Below are 20,191 nucleotides of genomic sequence, written 5' to 3'. Positions count from 1 at the left end.
CTTGCTCTTCGGACGAATTGCGGGCGTGGCCGGCCAATTTCTCCGCCAGTTAGTCATTGCAGCCGCCCCTGGCTGGCAGCGCCGTCCGGTCTGCTGAGCTCCAAATCCGATTGCTTATCCATGAGCACCAATCGTTATGCCCCGCCACAGAGCGACTGCGTCGATGCAACGACAGTTTGGTCGTGCGCACTTCTGCATGGCCTTCGAGTGAGAGGGCTGGTCGTTGGTGCCGCGTTAGGCGCAGCACTTGTCCAAGGTGTTTCGGTGCTTCCGCTCTTTGCCGCCGACTGGTCATTCGTTCTTTGGGCCTTAGCGGCCACTGCGCTCTCCACCACCGCATGGGTGTTGATCTTTTTTCCCGTGTGGCTACCGATGCTGATCCCCAGTTCTCACCCGCGAACGCTGCGAGCGGCCCTAGCCCTATGCGGTGGCCTGATATTGGCTGCCGCAGGCCTTGTTGGTATTTACGGCGCGTCAATACTCATCGTTTACGGTCGCGTCTCGTCTTACGCGGTGTATGGCTGCCTGGGCTTAATCATCGGTACGTTCTTTCTTTGGCTTGCGCTGATGGGAAGTCGAGGGCAACAGCCTTCTAACAGGACGGGATCTTGATCAGCTGGTTCGAACAAGACACGGAACCTTCGTTCAGGCGGCGAGCTCCGTCGTCTGTCCAGTCGTTGACCGACCTAGACCAGCTCCGCTGGCTGGCTCATTGAATCCACCGGCCAGAGAAACCAAATGCAGTTTGCGCGTCAACGGAATGCGCCCACTCCTGAGGAGCGCCTGGCGCGTTGGGCGCTGGGCTTTCTCAGCAGCTCGCTGGTGATGTTCTTTGCATTCATGGCGTTGGCGCTCACCCTCGCCACGAAGTCCGCTTGGCCGCCGCTGCTGTTGGCTTGCCTGGGCATCTATGCGGGGCAGTTCCATTTCCTGGGTGCCATTGGCCGGTTTTCGGCATGCCAGCGCCTGTGGATCTGGCAGTTGTCCCTGCTCGGGCATCTGCTGATGTTTGCGCTGGCCTTCTATTTCCTGGGCGAGCCGACGCTGGCGCTGGTGGTTTTGCTGCCCGAGACGGCAAGTGCCTGCCGAAGGCCTGCTCGCAGGGACTCCAGCGGCCCCTACAGCGGGGTGGGCGAGCCCCTCGCCCCGAGGTAGAAACGCCCCACCCATGCGCGCCTTCCAAGCCGACATCACCACCCTCGCGGTTGACGCCATCGTCAACGCCGCCAACAGCCGCTTGCTGGGCGGTGGCGGGGTGGACGGGGCGATTCACCGGGCGGCGGGGCCGGAGCTGCTGGAGGCCTGCCGCAAGCTCGGCGGCTGCCACACCGGACAGGCCAAGGCTACGCCGGGCTTTCGGCTGCCGGCGCGCTGGGTCATCCACACGGTGGGGCCGGTGTGGCAGGGGGGGCTGGCGGGGGAGGACGAGTTGCTGGCCAGCTGCTACCGCGAAAGCCTGCGCGTGGCGCGCGAACTGGGCGTGCGCTCGATCGCCTTCCCCTGCATCAGCACCGGCATCTACCGCTTTCCGCCGGCGCGGGCGGCGGCCATCGCGGTGGGCACGGTGCGCGGGCATGCCAAGGGCCTGGAGGTGCAGTTCTGCTGTTTCGGTGCCGAGGACCTGGCGCTGTACCGGGCCCTGCTGAGCGCCCTGCCGCAGCGCGCCGGTTGAAGGCACCGGCTTCGGGGGGGCCTTGCGGAAGGCCCGCACGCGCGCGGGGCGGCGCCGGGCGCACACTTGGCAACACTTCCGCCGCTGCCGCCCGCACCGCCGTGCACCGCCGCTTCGCCCTGCTCCTGCCGCTCTTGCTCGCCGGCCTGGCCGGCCTGGGCGTGGCGCAGGCGGCCGGGCCGCAGGCGCCGCCGCGCGAGCTGCACTACTTCGACATCCCGCCGATGAGCTTTGCCGATGCCAAGGGCCAGCCGGCCGGCACGATGGTGGAGCGTCTGCGCCAGATCTGGCCGGCGGGGCTGGAGATGCCGCCGCTGCGCCTGGCGCCGCTGAAGCGCTCGCTGCACGACATCCTGGAGCGGCGCGAGCCGGTCTGCCTGCTGGGGGTGTTCATGACGCCCGAGCGTGCAGCCCAGGCCTGGTTCTCGAACCCAATCTTTCGGGAGTCGCCTTCGGTCTTCATTGCCACCCGGGCGCTGGCGCAGCGGCTGAAGCAGTACCCGAGCGCGCAGGCCCTGGTGACGGACCGCAGCCAGCGCCTGCTGCTGACGGACGGCGCCTCTTACGGGCCGCTGGACGAATGGATTCAGCAGCGCGGGCCGGCGGTGCTGCGCGTGGCCGCGCCGCCGCCGCGCCAGCTGCACATGCTGCTGCGTGGGCACGCCGAGTTCATGTTCAGCGACGAGCACCAGGCGGTGCAGATGCTGAAGGAGCTGGGCCCCGAGGGCCATGCGCTGGAGTGGTTCGTGCTGCCCGGCATGGTGGCGCCGCCCACCCGCCACCTGATGTGCCAGCGCGACCTGGACCCGCAGTGGCTGCGGGCCCTGGACGCCGGGCTCTCACAGCTCGATCTCAGCGCCCCAGCAGGCCCTTGAGCACGTCGGTCACCTTGGGTTTCTTCACCTCGGGCGCGGGCTGCTGCTCGCCCTGCGTCGGCATCTGCACGCCCAGCATGCCCATGTAGGTGGACTTGGTGCGCACGCGCGCGGCCCATTGCGGTTCCCAGGCCTGCTTGGGGTCCGTGGGGCGGGGCGGGTAGGCCACCGATTGCTCGGGCCCGTAGGCGCTCATGCGCAGCATGCCCGCGCCCCCTTCGGCGCCCTGGCCAAAGATGCCGCCGGGGATGGCGCATTCGGTGACGCTGGGCTGCAGCAGCACCTTGTCCTTCAGCAGCTGGGTGATGCCGCCGGGGGTCTGGTAGTCGTGCAGGGCGAAGCCGGTGTCGGGCAGCTCGGAGCTGCTCCACAGCACCATCTCGGCCTCGTCGCGGGCCGCGCCGGGCTTGGCGCCCATGGCGCTCAGGAAGTAGGCGCGCGCATGCGGCAGCTGCTCCCAACGCACCTGGGTGGCGCCCTCAGCGCCCGGGCTGCGCTGGGGCTTGAGCGGAGCCATGAAGTCCACCTCGGGGCGCAGCTCGAACTTGAAGCCTTCCGGGATGCCCTGGCCGCTGAAGCCATGCTCGCCATTCAGGCTGGCGCCGGCGGGCACCTTGCGGTCGTCCTGCTTGTTCGGCCAGGCGGGCACGCCGGGCTGGCTGCGCGCGCCCTTGGGGGTGTTGCCGCGCGCCACCATGATGCGCTGCACGTCCTCCAGGTTCATGTTGGCGAAGTCCAGCACGCGCGGCTGGCCGGCGCGCACCTTCTCGCCGCAGCCCCAGTACAGCAGCAGCTTGCCCTTGGGCTTCTCGTACTTGGGCTCGCTGGGTTCGTCGTCGCGCACCGGCTCGGGCGGCTTCTCGGCCACGGGCTGCGGGGCGATGAGCTGCAGCGTGGGGCTGAGCTGCGAGGCCGGCGGCACCGCCTGCAGGGCCTCGCTCAAGCCCGGGTTGGCGCGCGTGTGAACGCTCACGTCCAGGTACTGGCCGGCGGCCGAAAAGCCCATGCTCTGGGTCTGGCCGAACACATTGCCGCGGCTCTGGTCGCCCTTCTTGCCGAACAGTTGCCCCAAGCTGGGCATGCCGCCGCCCATCATCTGGGCGATGCCGGGCATGTCGCTGTGGTGGGTGGCCAGATCCAGCCAAGCCTGCGCCACCGGCGGCTTCACCACCTGGGCGGGTTTGCTGGTTTGGGCGGCGGCCAGCACGGGGGCCAGCAGCAGCAGGGCGGCGGAGAGGGGACGCAGGGTGGGCATGGTGGTTTCCGTTGGCTGGGCTGAGGCTGCGGGTGTAGCAAGTCAGGGCAGCGAGAGCAAGCGCATGGGTCAGGGGATGCGCAAACAGGGTGGAGCGAATTGTTCTGGCGCCGCGGCCCGGCCGCATGGGCCATACGGGCCATTCACGCGCGGGCCCGCGCTTTCCAGAATGCGCCGCTTCCACCCGCGCGGCGGGCCTGCGTCACACCCCATGGCTTCACCATGATTCGCCAAACCTTCCTCAGAAACCTCGCGGCCTTGACCCTGCTGGCCGCCACCGCCCCCCTGTGCCTGGCCCGCGAGCCGGGCGATGGTGACGACACCAGCGAGCACCCGGAGATCAAGCGCTTCCCGGGCTTCTTCCTGGACAACAGCCAGCAGTTCGACTACCAGGAGTTCGAGTTCGCGCTCAGCGCCGAGCGCAGCGAAACCAAGGCCGGGCGCTTCTGGTTCGTGGACTACTGCTTGCGCGACGGCGCGCGCCAGCCCAGCACCATCGAGCTGATCCGCAACTACGAGAACGCCTTCCGCCGCCTGGGTGGTGCGCTGGTCTACCGCAATGACTACGGCGCCGTGTACCGCATGAGCGGCCCGGGCGGCGGTGAGCGCTGGGTGCACATGAATGTGGACCATGGCGGTTCGCGCTACCAGCTGACCATCGTCGAGGTGGCGGCCATGCAGCAGAAGCTCGAATTCAACGCCAGCGAGATGGCGCAGGCGCTCAAGACGCAGGGCAATGTGGCGCTGTACGGCCTGCAGTTCGACACCGGCCGCGCCACCCTGCAGCCCGGTGCCGAACCCCTGCTGGCCGAGGTGCTGGCGCTGCTGAAGGGCGACCCCAAGCTGCGCCTGTCGATCGAGGGGCACACCGACAACGTGGGCGACGCCAAGGCCAACCTGACGCTTTCGCAGCAGCGCGCGCAGACCGTGGTGGCTTACCTGGTGCAGCGCGGCGTGGCCGCCGCGCGCCTGCGCGCCGTGGGCCAGGGCAGCCAGGTGCCGGTGGCCGACAACCGCACCGAGGCCGGCCGCGCCAAGAACCGGCGCGTGGAGTTGGTGCGGCTGTAGTGGGGGGGGCTGCAGGCTGCTTGTGCTTCAAGTTGGGGGACGTGCGGTGCAGCCCTCGGGGGCTTCACCCCCGAACCCCGACCCGCATTTCTTTGTCTTGCCAAAGAAACGCGGGGCAAAGAAAGGCGCTCAATGCACGCAGCCGGCCTCGGGCCGGCCGCGACTGCACGGCTGGTTCACATGGCTCCCACAGCCCTCCTCTGCCTGCGAAAACCTGCCCGCTAAGCTGGCCGGAGTACCGGCCGACTAGACCCACGCAAACCATCACGGGCTTTCTGCGATGAACAGACCCCCAACCATCCGCGGGCGGGGTTTGATGCTCATTGGGGGTCTGTTCTTCGGAGCGCAGCGGGTGATGGTTTGCGGTGCCCGGGACGACCGGTACCCCGGGCGCCTTCGTCGTCCTGACCGTCGAAGTCAGATGAGGGCTCGTGTCAGTGTGAGCCCAAGCACCGCCATCACAGTTCGCCCCTAGGGCGACTGTGTGGGTTGGCGCCTTTCTTTGCCCCGCGTTTCTTTGGCGCAGCAAAGAAATGCGGGTCGGGGTGCAGGGGTTGAAGACCCCTGCGGGCTCTTGCAAGGCCGCCAAGCACACTTCAACGCCAAGGCCCTTGGCTTTCCCCTTAAGCGCTCAGAGCTGCTTCAGGTACAGATGCAGGGCCTGCGCGTCCACGTCGTTGAGCTCGCGCAGCGACTCGAACGGCATCACCTGGATGGCGCTGCCATCGGGGCGGCGGCCGCTCTTCAGCATCTGCTGGAAGCTGGCGGCGTCGGGGTAGCGGCTGATCACGCTCTGCGGGCCCGAGAGCGCGGCGGCGGCGGGCCAGTCCGGCGGGCCACCGGGAATGCGGCCACCCTTCAGTTCGGGGCCGTGGCAGCCCGCGCACATCTGTGCCACGTAGGCACCGTGCGCCACGCTCACGCTGGGCGGCACGGGCTGCGAGGGCGGCGCGGGGCGGGCGGCGATCTTCTCGGCGGCGTCTTGCACCAGGCCCAGGCCATAGGCGCCCACCAGGGGCGGCGGCAGCTTGGCCACCAGGCCCTCGCCGGCCACGGGCGGCAGCTGGCGCACATGGGCCACCAGGGCGGCCAGGTCTTCCTGCGTCCAGCGGGCGTAGTCCTCGCTGGGCATGATGAAGGCGGGGCGGCCGTTGGGCTTGACGCCGTGGCGCAGCAGGCGCGTCCAGTCCTGCGGCGTGTAGCGCGCCGCCACCGAGCCGGTGCCGGGGCTGATGTTGGGCGCCTTCACCAGCAGGCTGTCGCCGTCCTGGATGAAGACCTTGCCGCCACCGTCCTTGCCATGGCAGTCGGCACAGCCGCGCGAGGCGTACACGTAGGCGCCGCGCGCCAGGGCCTCGGCGCTGCTGGGCACGGCCCAGGGCGCGGGGGTGGGGGTGCTGATCTGGCGGTCCATCTTGCGATGGCCCATCCAGACGGCGCCGGCGCCGGCCGTGGCCAGCAGGGCGGCGGTGGCCAGGGCCCCGAGGGTGAGGCGGCGGATCCAGGGACGCATGGGGGCTCTCCTTTGTTCGATGGGCCGGCAGTCTCGCGCTCGCGTATCAAGTTGTCATGGGCCGAACGGGCCAATGCGGGCGACCTTCAATGGCCCGCTGGCGGGCGGCCCACTGGCCCATACGGGCGATGTGCGCGGGCGGATGCCTGGGAACACTGGCGTCCATTCCAAACCCACAAGCCGCCGCCGCCATGACCACCGCCCAACGCCTCGACCTGTACGCCCCCATCCACAAGGCCCTGCGCCTGTTCATGGCCGACACGCTGACGCGCCTGGGCCGCCTGGACGTGGACTGCGCCGCCGAGCGCAGCCAGGTGCTGGCCCAGCTGCAGGAGCTGCTGCAGGAGTGCGAAAGCCATCTGCGCCACGAGAACGAGTTCGTGCACACCGCGCTGGAGGCGCGCCGCCCCGGCGCCAGCGCTCGCATCGGCGCCGAGCACGAGGGGCATGTGGACGCCATTGCCGGCCTGCAGGCGGAAGGCCAGGCCCTGGCCCAGCAACCCAGCGCCGCCGCCGCCCTGCATCTGTACCGCCGCCTGAGCCGCTTCGTGGCCGAGAACTTCGAGCACATGCTGGAAGAGGAAACCCGCCACAACGCCCTGCTCTGGGAGCTGTACAGCGACGCCGAGCTCGAAGCCCTGCACCAGCGCCTGCTGGCCTCCATCCCGGCCGACGAGATGCTGCGCACGCTGCGCTGGATGGTGCCGGCGCTGAGCCCGGCCGAGCGTGCCGGCCTGCTCGGCGGCATGCCCCCGCCGGTGCGCCAGGTGGTGCTGGAGCACGTGCAGCCGCATCTCGATGCCCACGGTTGGTCGAAGTTGTGCGCCGCCGTCGGCGCGCCTGCGGTCGTTCCCCTGCCGGCCCATGTCACACCGGTCAGTGCCTGAAAGGTTCTCCATGTCTTCGCTTCGTCTGCGTCCCTTGCTCGTGTCCTGGCTGCTGCAGGTGGTCGGTGCCTGCCTGCCGCTGCCGGCGGCCGGCGCACCGGCTCTCGCCAGCCTCTCCGCCCCCGCGGCCCCCGCCCCCTGGCCGCTGTGGTTCCACGGCATCCAGGCCATCCAGACCCATGAACACCTGGCCGCCTGGCTGGGCAGTGCCCAGGGCCTGCTGGACACCCCGGTGCGCCTGGTGCTGGTGGACGGCCATGGTGGTGCACCGCGGCTGGAGCTGCAGCGCGGCGGCCTGGGCCTGGGCGATGCGCTGCGCTACAGCGAGGCCAACCTGGGCAGCTACCGCCTGGGCCTGCAGCGCCTGGCCCTGCAGGCCGGCGAGCCCGACCCGCTGGACGCCGCCAACCGCCTGCTCAGCCTGGAACGCCGCCTGGCCGCCCGCTGGGTGCAGCAGGACGGCGGCAAGCCGCTGGCCAGCCGCGCCGAGCTGCCCGCCGGCTTCAACTGGCCGGTCTTCCTGGCCGCCGCGCGCGTGCCGGCCGATGCGCCGCTGCACCTGGCCCAGCCGGCCAGCCTGGCCGGCCTTTCGCGCCTGCTGGCCGATGTACCCCTGGCCGACTGGAAGCTCTATCTGCGCTTGCACAGCGTGGCCCAGCTCAGCCAGGCCGCGGAACGCCAGGGCCATACCGACGGCCAGCGCCTGACGCAGCAGGTGCATGCCGCGCTGGGCCGCTGGGACGAACGCATGCACGCCCTGCAGCAGCCTGGCCCCACCGTGGTCTCGCACCCCTCCAAACCCCGGCTGCCGGCCCTGCGCCGCGGCATCTAAGGAGCCCTCGAATGAAAGCCGACACGCACCTCGATTCCCCCAGCGATCTCGATCTGCTGGCCCGCATGCTGCTCATCCGCGCCTACGAGGAGCACCTGGCCGAGCTGGCCGCGCGCGGCCCCGCGCCGATGGTCTGCTCCTCGCAAGGCCAGGAGGCCTCGGCCGTGGGCCTGATGGCGGCGCTGCAGCCCGAGGACGAAATCCTCACCGCGCACCGCAGCGCCGGCCACCTGCTGGCCCGCGGCGCCGACCCGGCGCGTTTGCTCGGCGAGCTCTACGGCAAGGCCACCGGCTACTGCGGGGGCAAGAGCGGCTCGCTGCACATCTCCGCCAAGGAGCTCGGCGTGGTGCTCACGTCCACCATCGTCGGCGGCCAGCTGAGCATGGCCACCGGTGTGGCGCTGGCACGCAAGATGGCGCGCCGCCCCGGCGTGGTGGCCTGCCTGTTTGGCGACGGCGCCGCCACCGAGGGCATCTTTCATGAATCGCTGAACCTCGCCGCCGTCTGGCAGCTGCCGCTGCTCTATGTGTGCGAGAACAACCAGTGGCAGGCCTTCGTGCCGCGCCGCGAGACCATGGTGGGCGAGCACATCGCCCCCTGGGCCGAGCGCTACGGCATCGCCCACCAGACCGTGGACGGCAACGACGTGCGCGCCGTGCGCGCCGCCGCCGAGGCCGCGCGCGCCTACATCGAGGCCACCGGCCAGCCCTATCTGCTGGAGACCTGGACCTACCGCCAGCGCGGCCACTACTCGGGCGACAACGGCGCCCACATCGACCCCGCCGAGCGCGCCCACTGGCAGGCGCTGGACCCGATTACCCAGCTGGCCGACGCGCTGCAGACGCGCGGCGACCTGGACGCCGAGGGCCTGCAGATGCTGCGCCAACTGGCCGCCGAACAGATCCGCCTGGCGCACGAGGAAGCCAGCGCCGCCCCCGCGCCCGCCCCCGGCGCCCTGCTCACCGATGTCTACGCCTGAGGAGCCTCTCATGTCCCAACTGCTGACCCTGACCCAGAACGAGGCCATCACCCAGGCCCTGCATGAAGAGATGGCGCGTGACAGCCGCGTGCTGATGTTCGGCGAGGGCGTGGCCACCACCCGCCCCGACCTGCTGCAGGCCTTCGGCCCCGAGCGCGTCCGCAACACCCCGCTGGCCGAGGCCATCATTGCCGGCACGGCGGTGGGTGCTGCCGCCAGCGGCCTGCGCCCCGTCATCGATTTGCTCTACGCGCCCTTCCTCGCCTATTCGATGGACGCGCTGGTGAACAGCGCCGGCAAGCTGCGCTACCTCTCCGGCGGCCAGTTCAGCTTCCCGCTGGTGGTGCTGGCGCAGACCGGCGCGGGCTGGGGCGTGGGCGCCCAGCACACGCACAACCTCGAGGCCTGGTTCGCCCATGTGCCGGGCCTGAAGATCGCCTTCCCCTCCAACCCGGCCGACGCCAAGGGCCTTCTCAAGGCCGCCATCCGCGACGACAACCCGGTGCTGATGTTCCTGGACATGCCGCTCGGCTACGTGCCCGGCGCCGTGCCCGCCGACCCCGAGCAGACCCTGGTGCTGCTGGGCCGCGCCAGCACCCTGCGCGTGGGCCGCGACGTCAGCTTGGTGAGCTACGGCAAGACCGTGGCCACCTGCCTGGAGGCCGCCAAGCAGCTCGAGTCCGATGGCGTCAGCGCCGAGGTCATCGACCTGCGCAGCCTCAAGCCCATGGACAGTCGCACGGTGCTGAACTCGGTTCGCAAGACCGGCCGCCTGGTGGTGGTGCACGAGGCCGGGCCGATGTGCGGCATCGGCGCCGAGGTCATCGCCCGCGTGGCCGAGGAGGGTTTCGAGCACCTGCGCGCCCCGGCCCGCCGCATCACCAGCCCCGATGTGCCCACGCCTGCCGCCCACAGCCTGGAAGCCGCCTTCGTGCCCAGCGCCGCCGCGGTGCGCAGCACGGCGCTGCGCTTGTGCGAGGGCGTGGCGGTGCTGTGATCGCGCGCCTGTCCGAACTGGGCCGCAGTGCTTGGCGCTGGCGCGGGGCGGAGCCTGCCCCGCTCAGCCAGTGCTTTCTGCGGCCGTACCGCGAGGCCGACTTCCACGCCTTCGCGGCCTTGAATGCCGACCCGGCGGTGCGCCGCTTCGTCGGCGGCCCGCTGAGCGACGCGCAGGCGCGCGAGTGCTTTGCCGCCTTGCGCGGCGGGCGCCTGCAGGCCTGGGCGGTGGAACGCGCCGGCCGCTACGCCGGCCACGCCTGGCTGCTGGCACCGGATGCGCAGGGTGAGTGCGAACTCGGTGTGCTGATCGCGACCGAGCATTGGCGCCAGGGCCTGGGCCTGGCGGTGGTGCGGGCGTTGCGGCAGCAGGCGCAAGGGTTGGGCTTGCGGGTGCGGGCGAGTGTGGATCTGGGGAACGCGGCTTGCATCGCCTTGCTGGAGCGGGCGGGGCTGTGTTTGCGGGAGCGGGTGGTGGATGAGGAGGGGCCGTACTGCGTCTATGCGGAGTTGATGGGCTGAGCATTGGCGGCGCCACTGAGCTTCATTCATTCGAGGGTGGTGACTCGCAGCAGCCCGCCGGGGTTTCGTCCCGGCAGCCGAGTTCCTTTTGGCTTGACCCAAAAGGAACCAAAAGGTCAAGCCCCGATGCGCAGCCCCGGCCGATGGCCGGGGTCCCCTGCGATGCTCGCTTGGCTGGGCCGGCCCAAAACTCGCTGCGTTCGCTTCGCTCACTCCGCTCAGACAGTTGGGCCGAGTCAGTTTTGAACGCGTGCTTCGCACGCTGCCCAGCCAAGCTGCGCTTCTCGGCAGCGCATAGGGGCAGCAGCCTCAACAGCCAACAGCTCACCGCCGCGGCGACCGCGCCACCCCCGCCTGGCGCCAGTACCCGAACTCCTCCTCATGCACCTCCAGATCCAGCTCCGCCACGCGGGCCTGCAGGCGCTCCTGCACATCGGCCACCGCGCGGTTGTAGACCGTCGGGCCGATCTCCTGCAGAAAGAAGTTCAACAGCGACGCCGCGGCCAGGTTGCCGATGCGTTCCTCGCGCTCCTCCTGGAAGTAGCGCTCGATCGAGCGCACCGCCTGGTCGCGCAGTTCCTTGGGCAGTTCGATGGGCATGGCGCGCATCATGCCGGTCGCCATGACCTGACAGGTCATTGCCGCACCGCGCCGCGGCCGCGAGCATGCGCGCCATGCGCCACCTCATTCCCGCCGCCCTGCTGCTCGCCGGCCTGATCCACCTGCTGCCTCTGGCCGGCCTGCTCGGCCCCGAGGCCCTGCAGCGCCTCTACGGCCTGCCGGCCGAGGAGCCCAATCTGCAGATCCTGCTGCGTCATCGCGCGCTGCTGTTCGGCCTGCTCGGGGCCTTCCTGTGCGCGGCCGCCTTCCGGCCCGCTTGGCAAGGGCCGGCGGCGTGGATGGCGGGCCTCAGCATGGCCGGCTTCATGCTGCTGACGCTGGCGGAGGGCGGTGCCAACACCGCGCTGCAGCGCGTGCTCTGGGTCGATGCCGCCGCCCTGGCGCTGCTGGCCCTGGCTTGGGTGCTGGGTCGCACGGTGCGCGTCTGAGCGACGGCATGCCCGCGATGCGCTTCAATGCGCCCCCTGCTCTTGCCCGCCGACCCGCCGTGACTGCCTTTCAGATCCGCCCCGCCACCCTGGCCGACCTCGACCGCATCGCCCCCCTGTTCGACGCCTACCGCCAGTTCTACGAGCAGGCGCCCGATGCGGCCCTGGCGGCGCGCTTCGTTGCCGAGCGCCTGCAGCGCCAGGAGTCGGTGATCCTGCTGGCCGAGGACGCGCAGCGTCAGGGCTTGGGCTTCTGCCAGCTCTACCCGAGCTTCTGTTCGGTGGAGGCGGCGCCCATCTATGTGCTGTACGACCTGTTCGTGGGCCCCGCGGCACGCGGTGGCGGCGTGGGCCGCGCCCTGCTGCTGGCGGCCGAGGCGCGCGCCGTGCAGGACGGCAAGCGCCGCATGGACCTGACCACCGCCAAGACCAACCGGGCCGCGCAGTCGCTCTACGAGTCGCTCGGCTGGGTGCGCGACGAGGTGTTCTGGGCTTACAACCGCCGCTTGGGCTGAGCTCCCACCCACCCCGCCGAGGAGACCGCGATGCCGAGCAAGAACACCATTTGCCTCTGGTACGACGGCGACGCCGAAGAAGCCGCGCGCTTCTATGCCGCGACCTTTCCCGACAGCAGCGTCGGCCGCATCCTGCGCGCGCCGGGCGACTACCCGGCCGGCCAGGCCGGCGATGTGCTGCTGGTCGAGTTCACGCTGATGGGCATCCCCTGCATCGGCATGAACGGCGGGCCGGGCGTGCCGCATGGCATGGCCTTCTCGTTCCAGGTGTCCACCGCCGACCAGGCCGAGACCGACCGGCTGTGGAACGCCCTCATCGACCACGGCGGCGCGCCCAGCGCCTGCGGCTGGTGCCAGGACCGCTGGGGCCTGTCCTGGCAGATCACGCCGCGCGCGCTGATGGACGCGCTGGCCGACCCCGACCCCGCGGTGGCCAAGCGCTGTTTCGAGGCCATGATGACCATGGGCAAGATCGACATCGCCGCTATCGGGGCCGCACGGCGCGACTGAGGCGAAAAAGACTTCCCCGGGCTGTGAATTTTCGGCTCCGCCGGCGAATAACGGGGCATCAGTCAATCACTCCTCGTCGCCATGAAAGCCCTGCCTCCCCTTGCTTCTGCGTTGCTTCTTGCGCTGCTCAGCAGTCTTCCCCTGCACGCTGCCGCGTCCCCTGAGGGCGGCGCGGCGCTGGCCCGCCAGCATCTGGCCGCTGTGGGCGACGCCGCCCCGGTGCAGACCCGCCGCGTGCACCTGCGGGCCGTGGGCCTGGCGCCGTTTGAGCTGCCCATCGTGGTGGAGGCCCGCCGCCCCGCGCAGCTGCGGCGCGAGGTGGACATCCAGGGCCAGCGCCAGATCACCGGCTTTGACGGCCAGCGCGCCTGGCGCATCGACCCCTTCGTGCCCGGCGGCGCGGCCGAGCTGCCGGCTGCCGAGCTGAGCAGCCTGCGCCACGAGGCCCTGTTCGACGGCCTGCTGGCGCAGGCGCTGCAGCAGGGCTGGCCCATCGAAGACTTGGGAACGCGCAGCGAAGACGGGCGGCCCTTGCGCCTGCTGCGCACCGCAATGCCCGGCCAGGCGCCGGTCACCCTCTACCTGGATGCCAAGAGCCTGCTGGAACACAAGCGCGCGCAGCAGCAGGACGTGCACGGCCAGCAGCTGGCGGTGGAGACCTTCAGCACCGACTACCGCCGCGTGGGCAGCCTGCAGATCCCGCACCGCATCGAGGTGCGCGTGCCGGGCCTGCCGCATCCCATCATCATGGCCATCGAGCGCGTGGAGTTGAACCCGGTGCTGGACGCCAGCCGCTTCCGGCGCGGGGCACCATGACAGCGCCGATCCAACGCCTGCCCGGCCTGGACGCCCTGCGCGCCTCGGCCCTGGTGGCCGGCCTGGTGCTGCACGCCAGCCTGGCCTATCTGCCCGGCGCGCACTACTTCTGGCTGGTGCCGGATGGCGGGCCGCAGCGCGAAGGCCTGCTGGCCCTCAGCCCGCTGTTCTATGTCATCCACGCACTGCGCATGCCGGTGTTCTTTGCGCTGGCCGGCTTTTGGGCCTGGCACAGCCTGCAGCGCAAGGGCGTGGGGCCCTTCGTGCGGGATCGGGCGCGGCGCATCGGGCTGCCGCTGTTGCTGGGCTGGCCGCTGGTGATGGCGGGTCTGGTGGCGGCGCTGGTACTGGCCAGCCTGATCCAGCACGGCCCACACGCGCCCCCGCCGCCGCCCGGTCCGCGCTTCACGGTGGACGACTTCCCGCTGGCGCATCTGTGGTTTCTGTATTTGCTGCTGGGCTGCTACGGCGGCTGGCTGCTGCTGCGCGCGCTGCTGGGGCGCGGGCTGCAACGTGTTGCGGCGCCGCTGGCGCTGGGCCTGGCGAGGCCCGGGGGCCCGCTGCTGCTGGCTCTACCCGTGGCGCTGGTGCTCTACCGCACGCCCTACTGGATCGCCTGGTTCGGTGTGCCGACGCCGGACCGCTCGCTGCTTCCGGGCGGCGCCGCGCTCACCGCCTATGGCCTGAGCTTCGCGTGCGGCGTGCTGCTGGCCGCGCACCCGGCGCTGCTGCGCGCCTGGGCGCGGCGGTGGCGGGGCCATGCGCTGCTCTGTGCGGTGGGCCTCGGGGTGGGCCTGTTCACCCTGGGCCTGGCGCCGGCGCTGCTGCCCGAGGCCCAGGGCCTGCGCAAGGCGGTGTTGGCCCTGGCCTATGCCGGCGCGGCTTCCTTTGGCATGGCGGCGCTGCTGGGCGCGGCGCAGGGCTGGCGCTGCCCGCCTTGGGCTGCCGAACTCAGCCAGGCCTCGTACTGGATCTACCTGGTGCACCTGCCCCTGGTGCTGGCGCTGCAAGCCCTGTTCAAACCCTTGGCCCTGCCGCTGGGGCTGAAGTTCGGCGCCGTCTGTGCCCTCGCGCTGGCGCTGGCTTGGCTGAGTGACCGTGCCTGGGTGCGCGCCAGCTGGCTGGGCGCTGCATTGAACGGGCGCCGCCGCGTGCCTCTGTGGCGTGCTGGCACGATGGCGCCATGATCGACGCGGAGTTGCACCAGCGCTTTGCGCGCGACATCGCCGCGCACCGGGGCATCCTGTTCAAGCTGGCCTTCAGCTACGGCCCGCGCGGGGACGAGCGGGCCGACCTGATCCAGGACATGCTGCTGCAGCTCTGGCACGCCTACCCGCGCTTCGAGCCCGGCCGCGTGGCCTTCAGCACCTGGATGTACCGGGTGGCGATGAACGTGGCCATCAGCGCGCACCGGCAGCGCAGCCGCCACGTCGCGGAGCATCTGCCGCTGGAGGAGTTAGGCCTTGACATCGCCGAGGCCGAGCGCTTCTGGGACGCGCGCAGCGACAACTTGCGCACGCTGGACCGCCTGATTGCCGCGCTGGACGAGCTGAGCCGGGCGCTGATCCTGCTGTTCCTGGACGGCCGCGAGACCGAGGAGATCGCCGCCATCCTGGGCCTGAGCCCGAGCAATGTGACGACCCGGCTGAGCCGTCTGAAGACCAAGCTACAGGCCCAGTTTGCCGCCGGCAGCGCCAAGGAGAACACCCCATGAACCTGGACGATTTGCGCAGCGAATGGGCCGAGCGCGACGCCGCCCTGGCGCGCGGCCCGGCGCCGGACGCGCAGCGCCTGCTGCAGACCTTGCGCCAGCAGGCCGAACGCGCCAGCCGTCGCATGGGCTGGTTCGATATTTACGAATGGGTGGCCGGCAGCCTGGCCCTGGTGCTGCTGAGTGCCTTTCTCTGGACGCATGGGCGCGACCCCGTCTTGGCTGCCATGGCCCTGGCCATGGTGCTCTGGTGCCTCATCTTTTTGGTCCTGAACGTGCGCCGCCGCCGCGCCCAGCGCGCGCTGGACTGGGCGCAGCCGGTGCTGGACCTGCAGCGGCGCTTCGAGGCCCTGCGACTGGAGCGCCTGCGCCTGTTCAAGTGGGCGCTGCTGATTGGGCAGCTGGTTTGGTATGTCCCCTTCCTGGTGGTGGGAGTGAAGGCGCTCACCGGCGTGAACCTGGTCGAGACCGCACCGCATTTCGTGGTCAGCCAGTTGCTGATCGGGCTGCTGTTCATCCCGCTGGCCATCGGCCTGGCGCGGCTGCTGCCGGCGCGCTGGTGGAAGCACCCCCGCCTGCGCGCGCTGGCCGACCAGCTGGCCGGGCGCGACATCGTGGCCGGGCGGCGCTATCTGGAGCAGTTGCAGGCCGTGGAGGAGCCGAACTGAAAGCCCCATCGCCCCACAGGCCTAATTGCTGAATTTTCAGCAATTCCTGAAAATTGCAGATACGCTGACGCCCATCAAACACTCGTGACGGGCAATGTGATGACTCCCTTGGTACGCGCCTTCGTGGGCCATTTCGGCGAGATGGGCAGCCGCTGGGGCATCAACCGCACGGTGGGGCAGATCTACGCGCTGATCTTCGTCAGCCCCGAGCCGCTGAACGCCGACGACATCGCCGCCGCGCTGGAGTTCAGCCGCAGCAACGTCAGCATGGGCCTCAAAGAATTGCAGGCCTGGCGCCTGGTGAAGCTGCGCCACCTGCCGGGCGACCGGCGCGAGTACTTCGAGGCCCCCAGCGACGCCTGGGAGGTCTTCCGCACCCTGGCCGAGGAACGCCGCCGGCGCGAGATCGAGCCCACGCTCTCGATGCTGCGCAACGCCCTGCTCGAAGAGCCGGCCCATGAGGCCGACCGCATCGCGCAGGAGCGCATGCGCGGCATGCACGACCTGATCGAGCTGATGACCACCTGGTTCGACGATGTGCAGCGCCTGGAGCCCGACACCCTGGCCAAGCTGATGAAGATGGGCGCCAAGGTGCAGAAGCTGCTCGAAGCCACGGGCGCGATCAAGGCCAGGGTGCCCAGCCATGAATGAGACCGCGCTACTGCTGGCGCGCGCCCAGTTCGCCGCCAACATCAGCTTCCACATCCTGTTCCCCACGCTGACCATCGTCCTGGCCTGGGTGCTGCTGTTCTTCCGCTGGCGCTGGCTGCGCACGCAAGACAGCGCCTGGCTGGCCGCCTACCGGCTCTGGACAAAGGTCTTCGCGCTCAGCTTCGCGCTCGGGGTGGTGAGCGGCATCACCATGAGCTTCCAGTTCGGCACCAACTGGCCGGGCTTCATGGAAAAGGTCGGCAACATCGCCGGGCCGCTCTTGGGCTACGAGGTGTTGACGGCCTTCTTCCTCGAAGCCAGCTTCCTGGGCGTGATGCTGTTCGGCCACGGCCGCGTGAGTGAGCGCGTGCACCTGCTCGCCACCCTGCTGGTGGCCCTGGGCACCAGCTTCTCGGCCTTCTGGATCCTGAGCCTGAACAGCTGGATGCAGACGCCCACGGGCTTTCGCATCGAGGGCGGCGAGTTCTTCGTCGAGAGCTGGGCCGCGGTGGTCTTCAACCCCAGCTTCCCCTACCGGCTCACGCACATGCTGCTGGCCTCGGGCCTCACCGGCGCCTTCCTGCTCGCCGGGGTCTCGGCCTGGCAGCAGCTGCGCGGCCACGCCAACGCCAGCACCGCCAAGGTGCTGCGCACCGGGCTGACGCTCGGGGCGCTGCTGATCCCGCTGCAGATCTTCGTGGGCGATCTGCACGGCCTGAACACGCTCAAGCACCAGCCGGCCAAGATCGCCGCGATGGAAGGCGTGTGGGAGACCGAGCGTGGCGCGCCGATGCTGCTGTTCGCCTGGCCCGATGAGGCCGAGCGCCGCAACCGCTTCGAGATCGGTGTGCCCAAGCTGGCCAGCCTGATCCTCACGCATGAGGCCGAGGGCGAGATCAAGGGCCTGAACGAGTTCCCGAACGCGCACCCGCCGGTGGCGCCGGTGTTCTGGGGCTTCCGCCTGATGGTGGGCACGGGCCTCTTGATGCTGGCGAGCAGCTGGCTCGGCGTATTCCTGCTGCGCCGCGCCGGCTGGCGCCCGGAGGGCCTGCCGCGTCTGCTGCTGCACGGCCTGGCCTGGATGTCGGTGTCCGGCTGGCTGGCCACACTGGCCGGCTGGTACGTCACCGAGATCGGCCGCCAGCCCTTCCTCGTCTACGGCCTGCTGCGCACGGCCGACCTGGCATCGAGCACACCCAGCAGCCACATCGGCCTGACGCTTGCGGCCTACCTGCTGATGTACGCCGGCCTGCTCTACGCCTACTTCCGTGTGATGCGGCATTTGGCCCGCACGCCGGTCGAGAAACTGCTGGGAGTGAACGCATGAACGCCGCGCACTGGCTGCCGCAAGTCTTCCTGGCCCTGATGGGCCTGGCCATGCTGGCCTATGTGGTGCTCGATGGCTACGACCTGGGTGTCGGCCTGCTGCTGCCGCGCGCCGGCAGCGAGGCCGACAAGGACCTGATGGTCGCCTCCATCGGCCCCTTCTGGGACGCCAACGAGACCTGGCTGGTGCTGGGCGTGGGGGTCTTGCTGATCGCCTTCCCCAAGGCCCATGGCCTGGTGCTCACCGCGCTCTACCTGCCGGTGGCCGTGATGCTGATCGGCCTCACGCTGCGCGGCGTCGCCTTCGATTTCCGCAGCAAGGCCGAGGCGCACCACAAGGGCTGGTGGAACGCCGCCTTCGTCGCCGGCTCGGGCCTGGCCGCCGCGGCCCAGGGCTGGATGCTCGGGCGCTACATCACCGGCTTTGCGGAAGGCTGGGCGGCGCAGGGCTTCGCGCTGCTCATCGCCCTGGCCCTGCCCGCCGCCTACGTGATGCTGGGCGCGAGCTGGCTGCTGATGAAGACCGAAGGCCCGCTGCAGCAGCGCGCCCGCCACTGGGCACGCCAGGCCTGGTGGCCGGTGCTGTTGGGCATCGGTTTGATCTCCATCGCCACGCCCATCGTCAGCGCCACCGTGCGCGAGCGCTGGTTCGCGCTGCCCGAGTTCATCGCCCTGCTGCCCATCCCCCTGTGCACCCTGCTGGCACTGGGCGCGCAGCGCGCGGTGCTGAAGAGCGAGCGCGTGCTGGGCCGCCTGTGCTGGCTGCCCTTCGCGCTCAGCGTGCTGCTGCTCGTGCTGGCCAGCCTGGGCCTGGCCTACAGCCTCTACCCCTATGTGGTGATGGACCGGCTCACGCTCTGGCAAGCCGCCAGCCATGTCGACTCGCTGATCGTCATCGGCATCGGTTGCGCCATCACCGTACCGGCCATCGTGGGCTACACGGTGTTCGCCTACCGGGTGTTCTGGGGCAAGGCGACCGAACTGCACTACGGCTGAGCCCACCCTTCCCAAGGACCTGACCCATGAAGCTTCTCCACCCGACCCTCGGCCTGCTGCTCACGCTCGCCCTCGCCCCCCTGGCCCAGGCTGCCGAGCCGGCGCGCACCGAGGCGCGCCAGCGCGTCGGCGCGCACGAGCTCTCCTGGGAATGCCGCGGCAGCGGCCCGCAAACCGTGGTGCTGGTGGCCGGCATGGGCCTGGACGTGCGCGCCACCTTCCGCAACACCTACCGCCACTTCCCCGTGGAGGGCGTGCGCCTGTGCCTGTACGACCGTGCCGGCGTGGGCCAGAGCAGCCCGCTGCAGGCGGCACGCCCGCTGCAGGCCCTGAGCGATGAACTGGCCGGCCTGGCCCAGGCGCTGAACTGGGGCCCGATGGTGCTGGTGGCCCATTCCTTCGGCGGCCTGGTGGCGCGCTCCTTTGCGCTCGACCACCCCGAGCAGGTGCGCGGCATCGTGTTCGTGGACGCCGTGCACGAGTCCTGGTGGGCGGGCATGCAGCAGGCCCTCAGCCCGGCGGGCTGGCAGCTGATGCAGGGCATCATTCGCTGGGAGCGCGACGTGCACGCGCACGAAGACTTTGCCGAGGCGGTGCAGAGCGTGCAGGCGCGCCGCCGCGCGCTGCCGCTGCCGGTCACCGTGCTGAGCCGCGGCATACCGCACACCCAATTGCGCCAGGCCCGCTTCAGCTACGCCGATGTGGACGCCTACAACGCCAGCTGGGACGTGGCCCAGGCTCGCCTGGCGCAGGAGTCCAGCGACACCCGCCAGCGCCGCATGCACTACGCCTCGCACCTGTTCGACGAGCAGGACCCCTGGCTGGTGATCGAGGAGATCCAGGCGCTGCTGCAGCGCCTGCCGGCCCGCGGGGATTGAGACGCGGCGCCAGCGCCGCTGGCGCCGTTCCTGTTCAAGGCGCGCGCTTGAGCTCCAGGCTCACCCGCTCCACGCGCCCCGTCGCATTGCGGTGCAAATGCAGGCGCTGCAGGCCATCGGGGCTGACGATCAGCTCGGGGCTGACGAGCTGCCAGCGCTCCTCGGGCTGGAAGCCGACGGCCACGCTGACGCGCTGGCCGCGCACATGCAGGGAGAGCGAACGCCCGTCCTGCAGCTCGTACTCGCCTTCGGCGTCCCACAGCGCGCGCACGGCCGTGGCCGGGGCGGTGGCCTGCGGCGCCGCCTCCGGCACCGCCGCCTGCGCGGGTGCATGAGCCAGATTCAGGGCCAGGGCCACCACGGTCAGCGGTTGCGCAAGGGTCAAGGTCTTCATGGTGTGAACTCCTTTGAGTGCCCGGGGCCCGTCGCCCCGGCTCCTTCCTTAGCGCAAGCGGCGTGCCAGCCCGGGCC

Annotated in this window: 24 protein-coding genes; 20 read left to right on the top strand and 4 right to left on the bottom strand. The window is 70.4% G+C overall.

Annotated elements, in window-relative coordinates:
* Positions 1-738: 738 nt before the first annotated feature.
* The 3 genes from ACE3QP_RS18055 to ACE3QP_RS18045 all read left to right on the top strand — a co-directional run bounded on the left by ACE3QP_RS18055 (position 739) and on the right by ACE3QP_RS18045 (position 2,547).
* Complete coding sequence (locus ACE3QP_RS18055; RefSeq protein WP_374437914.1) at positions 739-1,155, top strand: hypothetical protein; 417 nt, start codon at positions 739-741, stop codon at positions 1,153-1,155.
* Between the two features lie 13 nt (positions 1,156-1,168).
* Positions 1,169-1,672: an O-acetyl-ADP-ribose deacetylase gene (locus ACE3QP_RS18050; RefSeq protein ID WP_374437912.1), complete on the top strand. Its 504-nt coding sequence runs from the start codon at positions 1,169-1,171 to the stop codon at positions 1,670-1,672.
* A gap of 101 nt (positions 1,673-1,773) precedes the next feature.
* Positions 1,774-2,547 (top strand): substrate-binding periplasmic protein, encoded by a 774-nt coding sequence (locus tag ACE3QP_RS18045; protein ID WP_374437910.1) that lies wholly within the window; start codon positions 1,774-1,776, stop codon positions 2,545-2,547.
* On the opposite strand, the gene ACE3QP_RS18040 is transcribed toward ACE3QP_RS18045, so the two are convergent.
* On the bottom strand, positions 2,525-3,802 hold the full coding sequence (locus tag ACE3QP_RS18040) for a hypothetical protein (protein ID WP_374437908.1): 1,278 nt from the start codon (positions 3,800-3,802) through the stop codon (positions 2,525-2,527). The two genes, ACE3QP_RS18045 and ACE3QP_RS18040, sit on opposite strands and share 23 nt — an antisense overlap.
* A 222-nt stretch (positions 3,803-4,024) precedes the next feature.
* On the opposite strand from ACE3QP_RS18040, the gene ACE3QP_RS18035 reads away from it, so the two are divergent.
* Positions 4,025-4,870 (top strand): OmpA family protein, encoded by an 846-nt coding sequence (locus ACE3QP_RS18035; RefSeq protein WP_198113665.1) that lies wholly within the window; start codon positions 4,025-4,027, stop codon positions 4,868-4,870.
* 631 nt (positions 4,871-5,501) lie between these two features.
* On the opposite strand, the gene ACE3QP_RS18030 is transcribed toward ACE3QP_RS18035, so the two are convergent.
* Positions 5,502-6,383 (bottom strand): c-type cytochrome, encoded by an 882-nt coding sequence (locus tag ACE3QP_RS18030; RefSeq protein ID WP_374437906.1) that lies wholly within the window; start codon positions 6,381-6,383, stop codon positions 5,502-5,504.
* Between the two features lie 191 nt (positions 6,384-6,574).
* Here ACE3QP_RS18030 and ACE3QP_RS18025 point away from each other — a divergent pair, with 191 nt between their 5' ends.
* From ACE3QP_RS18025 to ACE3QP_RS18005, 5 genes are read left to right on the top strand one after another with little or no spacing between them, the layout of a single operon-like run.
* Positions 6,575-7,270 (top strand): hemerythrin domain-containing protein, encoded by a 696-nt coding sequence (locus tag ACE3QP_RS18025; protein ID WP_198110582.1) that lies wholly within the window; start codon positions 6,575-6,577, stop codon positions 7,268-7,270.
* Positions 7,271-7,280: 10 nt separating this feature from the next.
* Complete coding sequence (locus tag ACE3QP_RS18020; RefSeq protein ID WP_374437904.1) at positions 7,281-8,102, top strand: hypothetical protein; 822 nt, start codon at positions 7,281-7,283, stop codon at positions 8,100-8,102.
* An 11-nt stretch (positions 8,103-8,113) separates the two neighbouring features.
* Positions 8,114-9,082, top strand: a complete 969-nt coding sequence (locus ACE3QP_RS18015) for a thiamine pyrophosphate-dependent dehydrogenase E1 component subunit alpha (RefSeq protein ID WP_374437903.1) — start codon at positions 8,114-8,116, stop codon at positions 9,080-9,082.
* Between the two features lie 10 nt (positions 9,083-9,092).
* Complete coding sequence (locus ACE3QP_RS18010) at positions 9,093-10,079, top strand: alpha-ketoacid dehydrogenase subunit beta (protein WP_374437901.1); 987 nt, start codon at positions 9,093-9,095, stop codon at positions 10,077-10,079.
* The gene (locus ACE3QP_RS18005) at positions 10,076-10,600 is read left to right on the top strand and encodes a GNAT family N-acetyltransferase (RefSeq protein ID WP_374437899.1); all 525 of its coding nucleotides are present in this window, start codon (positions 10,076-10,078) and stop codon (positions 10,598-10,600) included. The genes ACE3QP_RS18010 and ACE3QP_RS18005 overlap by 4 nt, the downstream gene beginning before the upstream one ends.
* A gap of 324 nt (positions 10,601-10,924) precedes the next feature.
* Here the strand turns inward: ACE3QP_RS18005 and ACE3QP_RS18000 are convergent, their stop codons facing one another.
* Positions 10,925-11,200, bottom strand: coding sequence for a DUF2164 domain-containing protein (locus ACE3QP_RS18000; protein ID WP_198110592.1), 276 nt, complete (start codon positions 11,198-11,200; stop codon positions 10,925-10,927).
* Between the two features lie 74 nt (positions 11,201-11,274).
* Between ACE3QP_RS18000 and ACE3QP_RS17995 the strand changes: the two genes are divergently transcribed.
* From ACE3QP_RS17995 to ACE3QP_RS17945, 11 genes are all read left to right on the top strand, one after another.
* The gene (locus ACE3QP_RS17995) at positions 11,275-11,649 is read left to right on the top strand and encodes a phosphopantetheine adenylyltransferase (RefSeq protein ID WP_374437898.1); all 375 of its coding nucleotides are present in this window, start codon (positions 11,275-11,277) and stop codon (positions 11,647-11,649) included.
* A 59-nt stretch (positions 11,650-11,708) separates the two neighbouring features.
* Positions 11,709-12,164, top strand: a complete 456-nt coding sequence (locus ACE3QP_RS17990; RefSeq protein ID WP_374437896.1) for an N-acetyltransferase family protein — start codon at positions 11,709-11,711, stop codon at positions 12,162-12,164.
* A 30-nt stretch (positions 12,165-12,194) separates the two neighbouring features.
* Positions 12,195-12,674, top strand: a complete 480-nt coding sequence (locus tag ACE3QP_RS17985; protein WP_374437895.1) for a VOC family protein — start codon at positions 12,195-12,197, stop codon at positions 12,672-12,674.
* 81 nt (positions 12,675-12,755) lie between these two features.
* Positions 12,756-13,490, top strand: coding sequence for a hypothetical protein (locus ACE3QP_RS17980; RefSeq protein WP_374437893.1), 735 nt, complete (start codon positions 12,756-12,758; stop codon positions 13,488-13,490).
* Complete coding sequence (locus ACE3QP_RS17975) at positions 13,487-14,677, top strand: acyltransferase (protein WP_374437891.1); 1,191 nt, start codon at positions 13,487-13,489, stop codon at positions 14,675-14,677. Before ACE3QP_RS17980 ends, ACE3QP_RS17975 begins: the two co-directional genes overlap by 4 nt.
* Positions 14,674-15,204 (top strand): RNA polymerase sigma factor, encoded by a 531-nt coding sequence (locus ACE3QP_RS17970; protein ID WP_374437890.1) that lies wholly within the window; start codon positions 14,674-14,676, stop codon positions 15,202-15,204. Before ACE3QP_RS17975 ends, ACE3QP_RS17970 begins: the two co-directional genes overlap by 4 nt.
* Positions 15,201-15,869, top strand: a complete 669-nt coding sequence (locus ACE3QP_RS17965; protein WP_374437889.1) for a hypothetical protein — start codon at positions 15,201-15,203, stop codon at positions 15,867-15,869. Before ACE3QP_RS17970 ends, ACE3QP_RS17965 begins: the two co-directional genes overlap by 4 nt.
* A gap of 99 nt (positions 15,870-15,968) precedes the next feature.
* Positions 15,969-16,520 (top strand): GbsR/MarR family transcriptional regulator, encoded by a 552-nt coding sequence (locus tag ACE3QP_RS17960; protein WP_374437887.1) that lies wholly within the window; start codon positions 15,969-15,971, stop codon positions 16,518-16,520.
* Positions 16,513-17,847 carry a cytochrome ubiquinol oxidase subunit I gene (locus ACE3QP_RS17955; RefSeq protein ID WP_374437885.1) on the top strand — a complete coding sequence of 445 codons (1,335 nt, stop codon included), beginning with the start codon at positions 16,513-16,515 and terminating at the stop codon, positions 17,845-17,847. The genes ACE3QP_RS17960 and ACE3QP_RS17955 overlap by 8 nt, the downstream gene beginning before the upstream one ends.
* Positions 17,844-18,842 (top strand): cytochrome d ubiquinol oxidase subunit II, encoded by a 999-nt coding sequence (locus tag ACE3QP_RS17950; RefSeq protein WP_374437883.1) that lies wholly within the window; start codon positions 17,844-17,846, stop codon positions 18,840-18,842. Before ACE3QP_RS17955 ends, ACE3QP_RS17950 begins: the two co-directional genes overlap by 4 nt.
* Before the next feature lie 26 nt (positions 18,843-18,868).
* On the top strand, positions 18,869-19,720 hold the full coding sequence (locus ACE3QP_RS17945; protein WP_374437881.1) for an alpha/beta fold hydrolase: 852 nt from the start codon (positions 18,869-18,871) through the stop codon (positions 19,718-19,720).
* Positions 19,721-19,754: 34 nt separating this feature from the next.
* On the opposite strand, the gene ACE3QP_RS17940 is transcribed toward ACE3QP_RS17945, so the two are convergent.
* A complete protein-coding gene (locus ACE3QP_RS17940; RefSeq protein WP_374437879.1) occupies positions 19,755-20,114 on the bottom strand; it encodes a hypothetical protein in 360 nt (119 codons plus the stop codon).
* Positions 20,115-20,191: the final 77 nt, after the last annotated feature.

Origin of the sequence: Inhella sp. (assembly GCF_041912635.1) — a bacterium.
Taxonomy (GTDB): Bacteria; Pseudomonadota; Gammaproteobacteria; order Burkholderiales; family Burkholderiaceae_C; genus Inhella.
The sequence above is the reverse complement of the archived record's forward strand: the minus strand, read 5'-3'. Positions and strand labels throughout refer to the sequence as shown.

Bases quoted from the DNA above. Each gene is read 5' to 3' on its own strand.
- ACE3QP_RS18055 (WP_374437914.1), top strand. From the start codon at position 739: ATGCAGTTTGCGCGTCAACGGAATGCGCCCACTCCTGAGGAGCGCCTG.
- ACE3QP_RS18050 (WP_374437912.1), top strand. From the start codon at position 1,169: ATGCGCGCCTTCCAAGCCGACATCACCACCCTCGCGGTTGACGCCATC.
- ACE3QP_RS18040 (WP_374437908.1), bottom strand. From the start codon at position 3,802: ATGCCCACCCTGCGTCCCCTCTCCGCCGCCCTGCTGCTGCTGGCCCCC.
- ACE3QP_RS18035 (WP_198113665.1), top strand. From the start codon at position 4,025: ATGATTCGCCAAACCTTCCTCAGAAACCTCGCGGCCTTGACCCTGCTG.
- ACE3QP_RS18030 (WP_374437906.1), bottom strand. From the start codon at position 6,383: ATGCGTCCCTGGATCCGCCGCCTCACCCTCGGGGCCCTGGCCACCGCC.
- ACE3QP_RS18025 (WP_198110582.1), top strand. From the start codon at position 6,575: ATGACCACCGCCCAACGCCTCGACCTGTACGCCCCCATCCACAAGGCC.
- ACE3QP_RS18020 (WP_374437904.1), top strand. From the start codon at position 7,281: ATGTCTTCGCTTCGTCTGCGTCCCTTGCTCGTGTCCTGGCTGCTGCAG.
- ACE3QP_RS18015 (WP_374437903.1), top strand. From the start codon at position 8,114: ATGAAAGCCGACACGCACCTCGATTCCCCCAGCGATCTCGATCTGCTG.
- ACE3QP_RS18010 (WP_374437901.1), top strand. From the start codon at position 9,093: ATGTCCCAACTGCTGACCCTGACCCAGAACGAGGCCATCACCCAGGCC.
- ACE3QP_RS18000 (WP_198110592.1), bottom strand. From the start codon at position 11,200: ATGCCCATCGAACTGCCCAAGGAACTGCGCGACCAGGCGGTGCGCTCG.
- ACE3QP_RS17995 (WP_374437898.1), top strand. From the start codon at position 11,275: ATGCGCCACCTCATTCCCGCCGCCCTGCTGCTCGCCGGCCTGATCCAC.
- ACE3QP_RS17985 (WP_374437895.1), top strand. From the start codon at position 12,195: ATGCCGAGCAAGAACACCATTTGCCTCTGGTACGACGGCGACGCCGAA.
- ACE3QP_RS17980 (WP_374437893.1), top strand. From the start codon at position 12,756: ATGAAAGCCCTGCCTCCCCTTGCTTCTGCGTTGCTTCTTGCGCTGCTC.
- ACE3QP_RS17975 (WP_374437891.1), top strand. From the start codon at position 13,487: ATGACAGCGCCGATCCAACGCCTGCCCGGCCTGGACGCCCTGCGCGCC.
- ACE3QP_RS17970 (WP_374437890.1), top strand. From the start codon at position 14,674: ATGATCGACGCGGAGTTGCACCAGCGCTTTGCGCGCGACATCGCCGCG.
- ACE3QP_RS17965 (WP_374437889.1), top strand. From the start codon at position 15,201: ATGAACCTGGACGATTTGCGCAGCGAATGGGCCGAGCGCGACGCCGCC.
- ACE3QP_RS17960 (WP_374437887.1), top strand. From the start codon at position 15,969: ATGACTCCCTTGGTACGCGCCTTCGTGGGCCATTTCGGCGAGATGGGC.
- ACE3QP_RS17955 (WP_374437885.1), top strand. From the start codon at position 16,513: ATGAATGAGACCGCGCTACTGCTGGCGCGCGCCCAGTTCGCCGCCAAC.
- ACE3QP_RS17950 (WP_374437883.1), top strand. From the start codon at position 17,844: ATGAACGCCGCGCACTGGCTGCCGCAAGTCTTCCTGGCCCTGATGGGC.
- ACE3QP_RS17945 (WP_374437881.1), top strand. From the start codon at position 18,869: ATGAAGCTTCTCCACCCGACCCTCGGCCTGCTGCTCACGCTCGCCCTC.
- ACE3QP_RS17940 (WP_374437879.1), bottom strand. From the start codon at position 20,114: ATGAAGACCTTGACCCTTGCGCAACCGCTGACCGTGGTGGCCCTGGCC.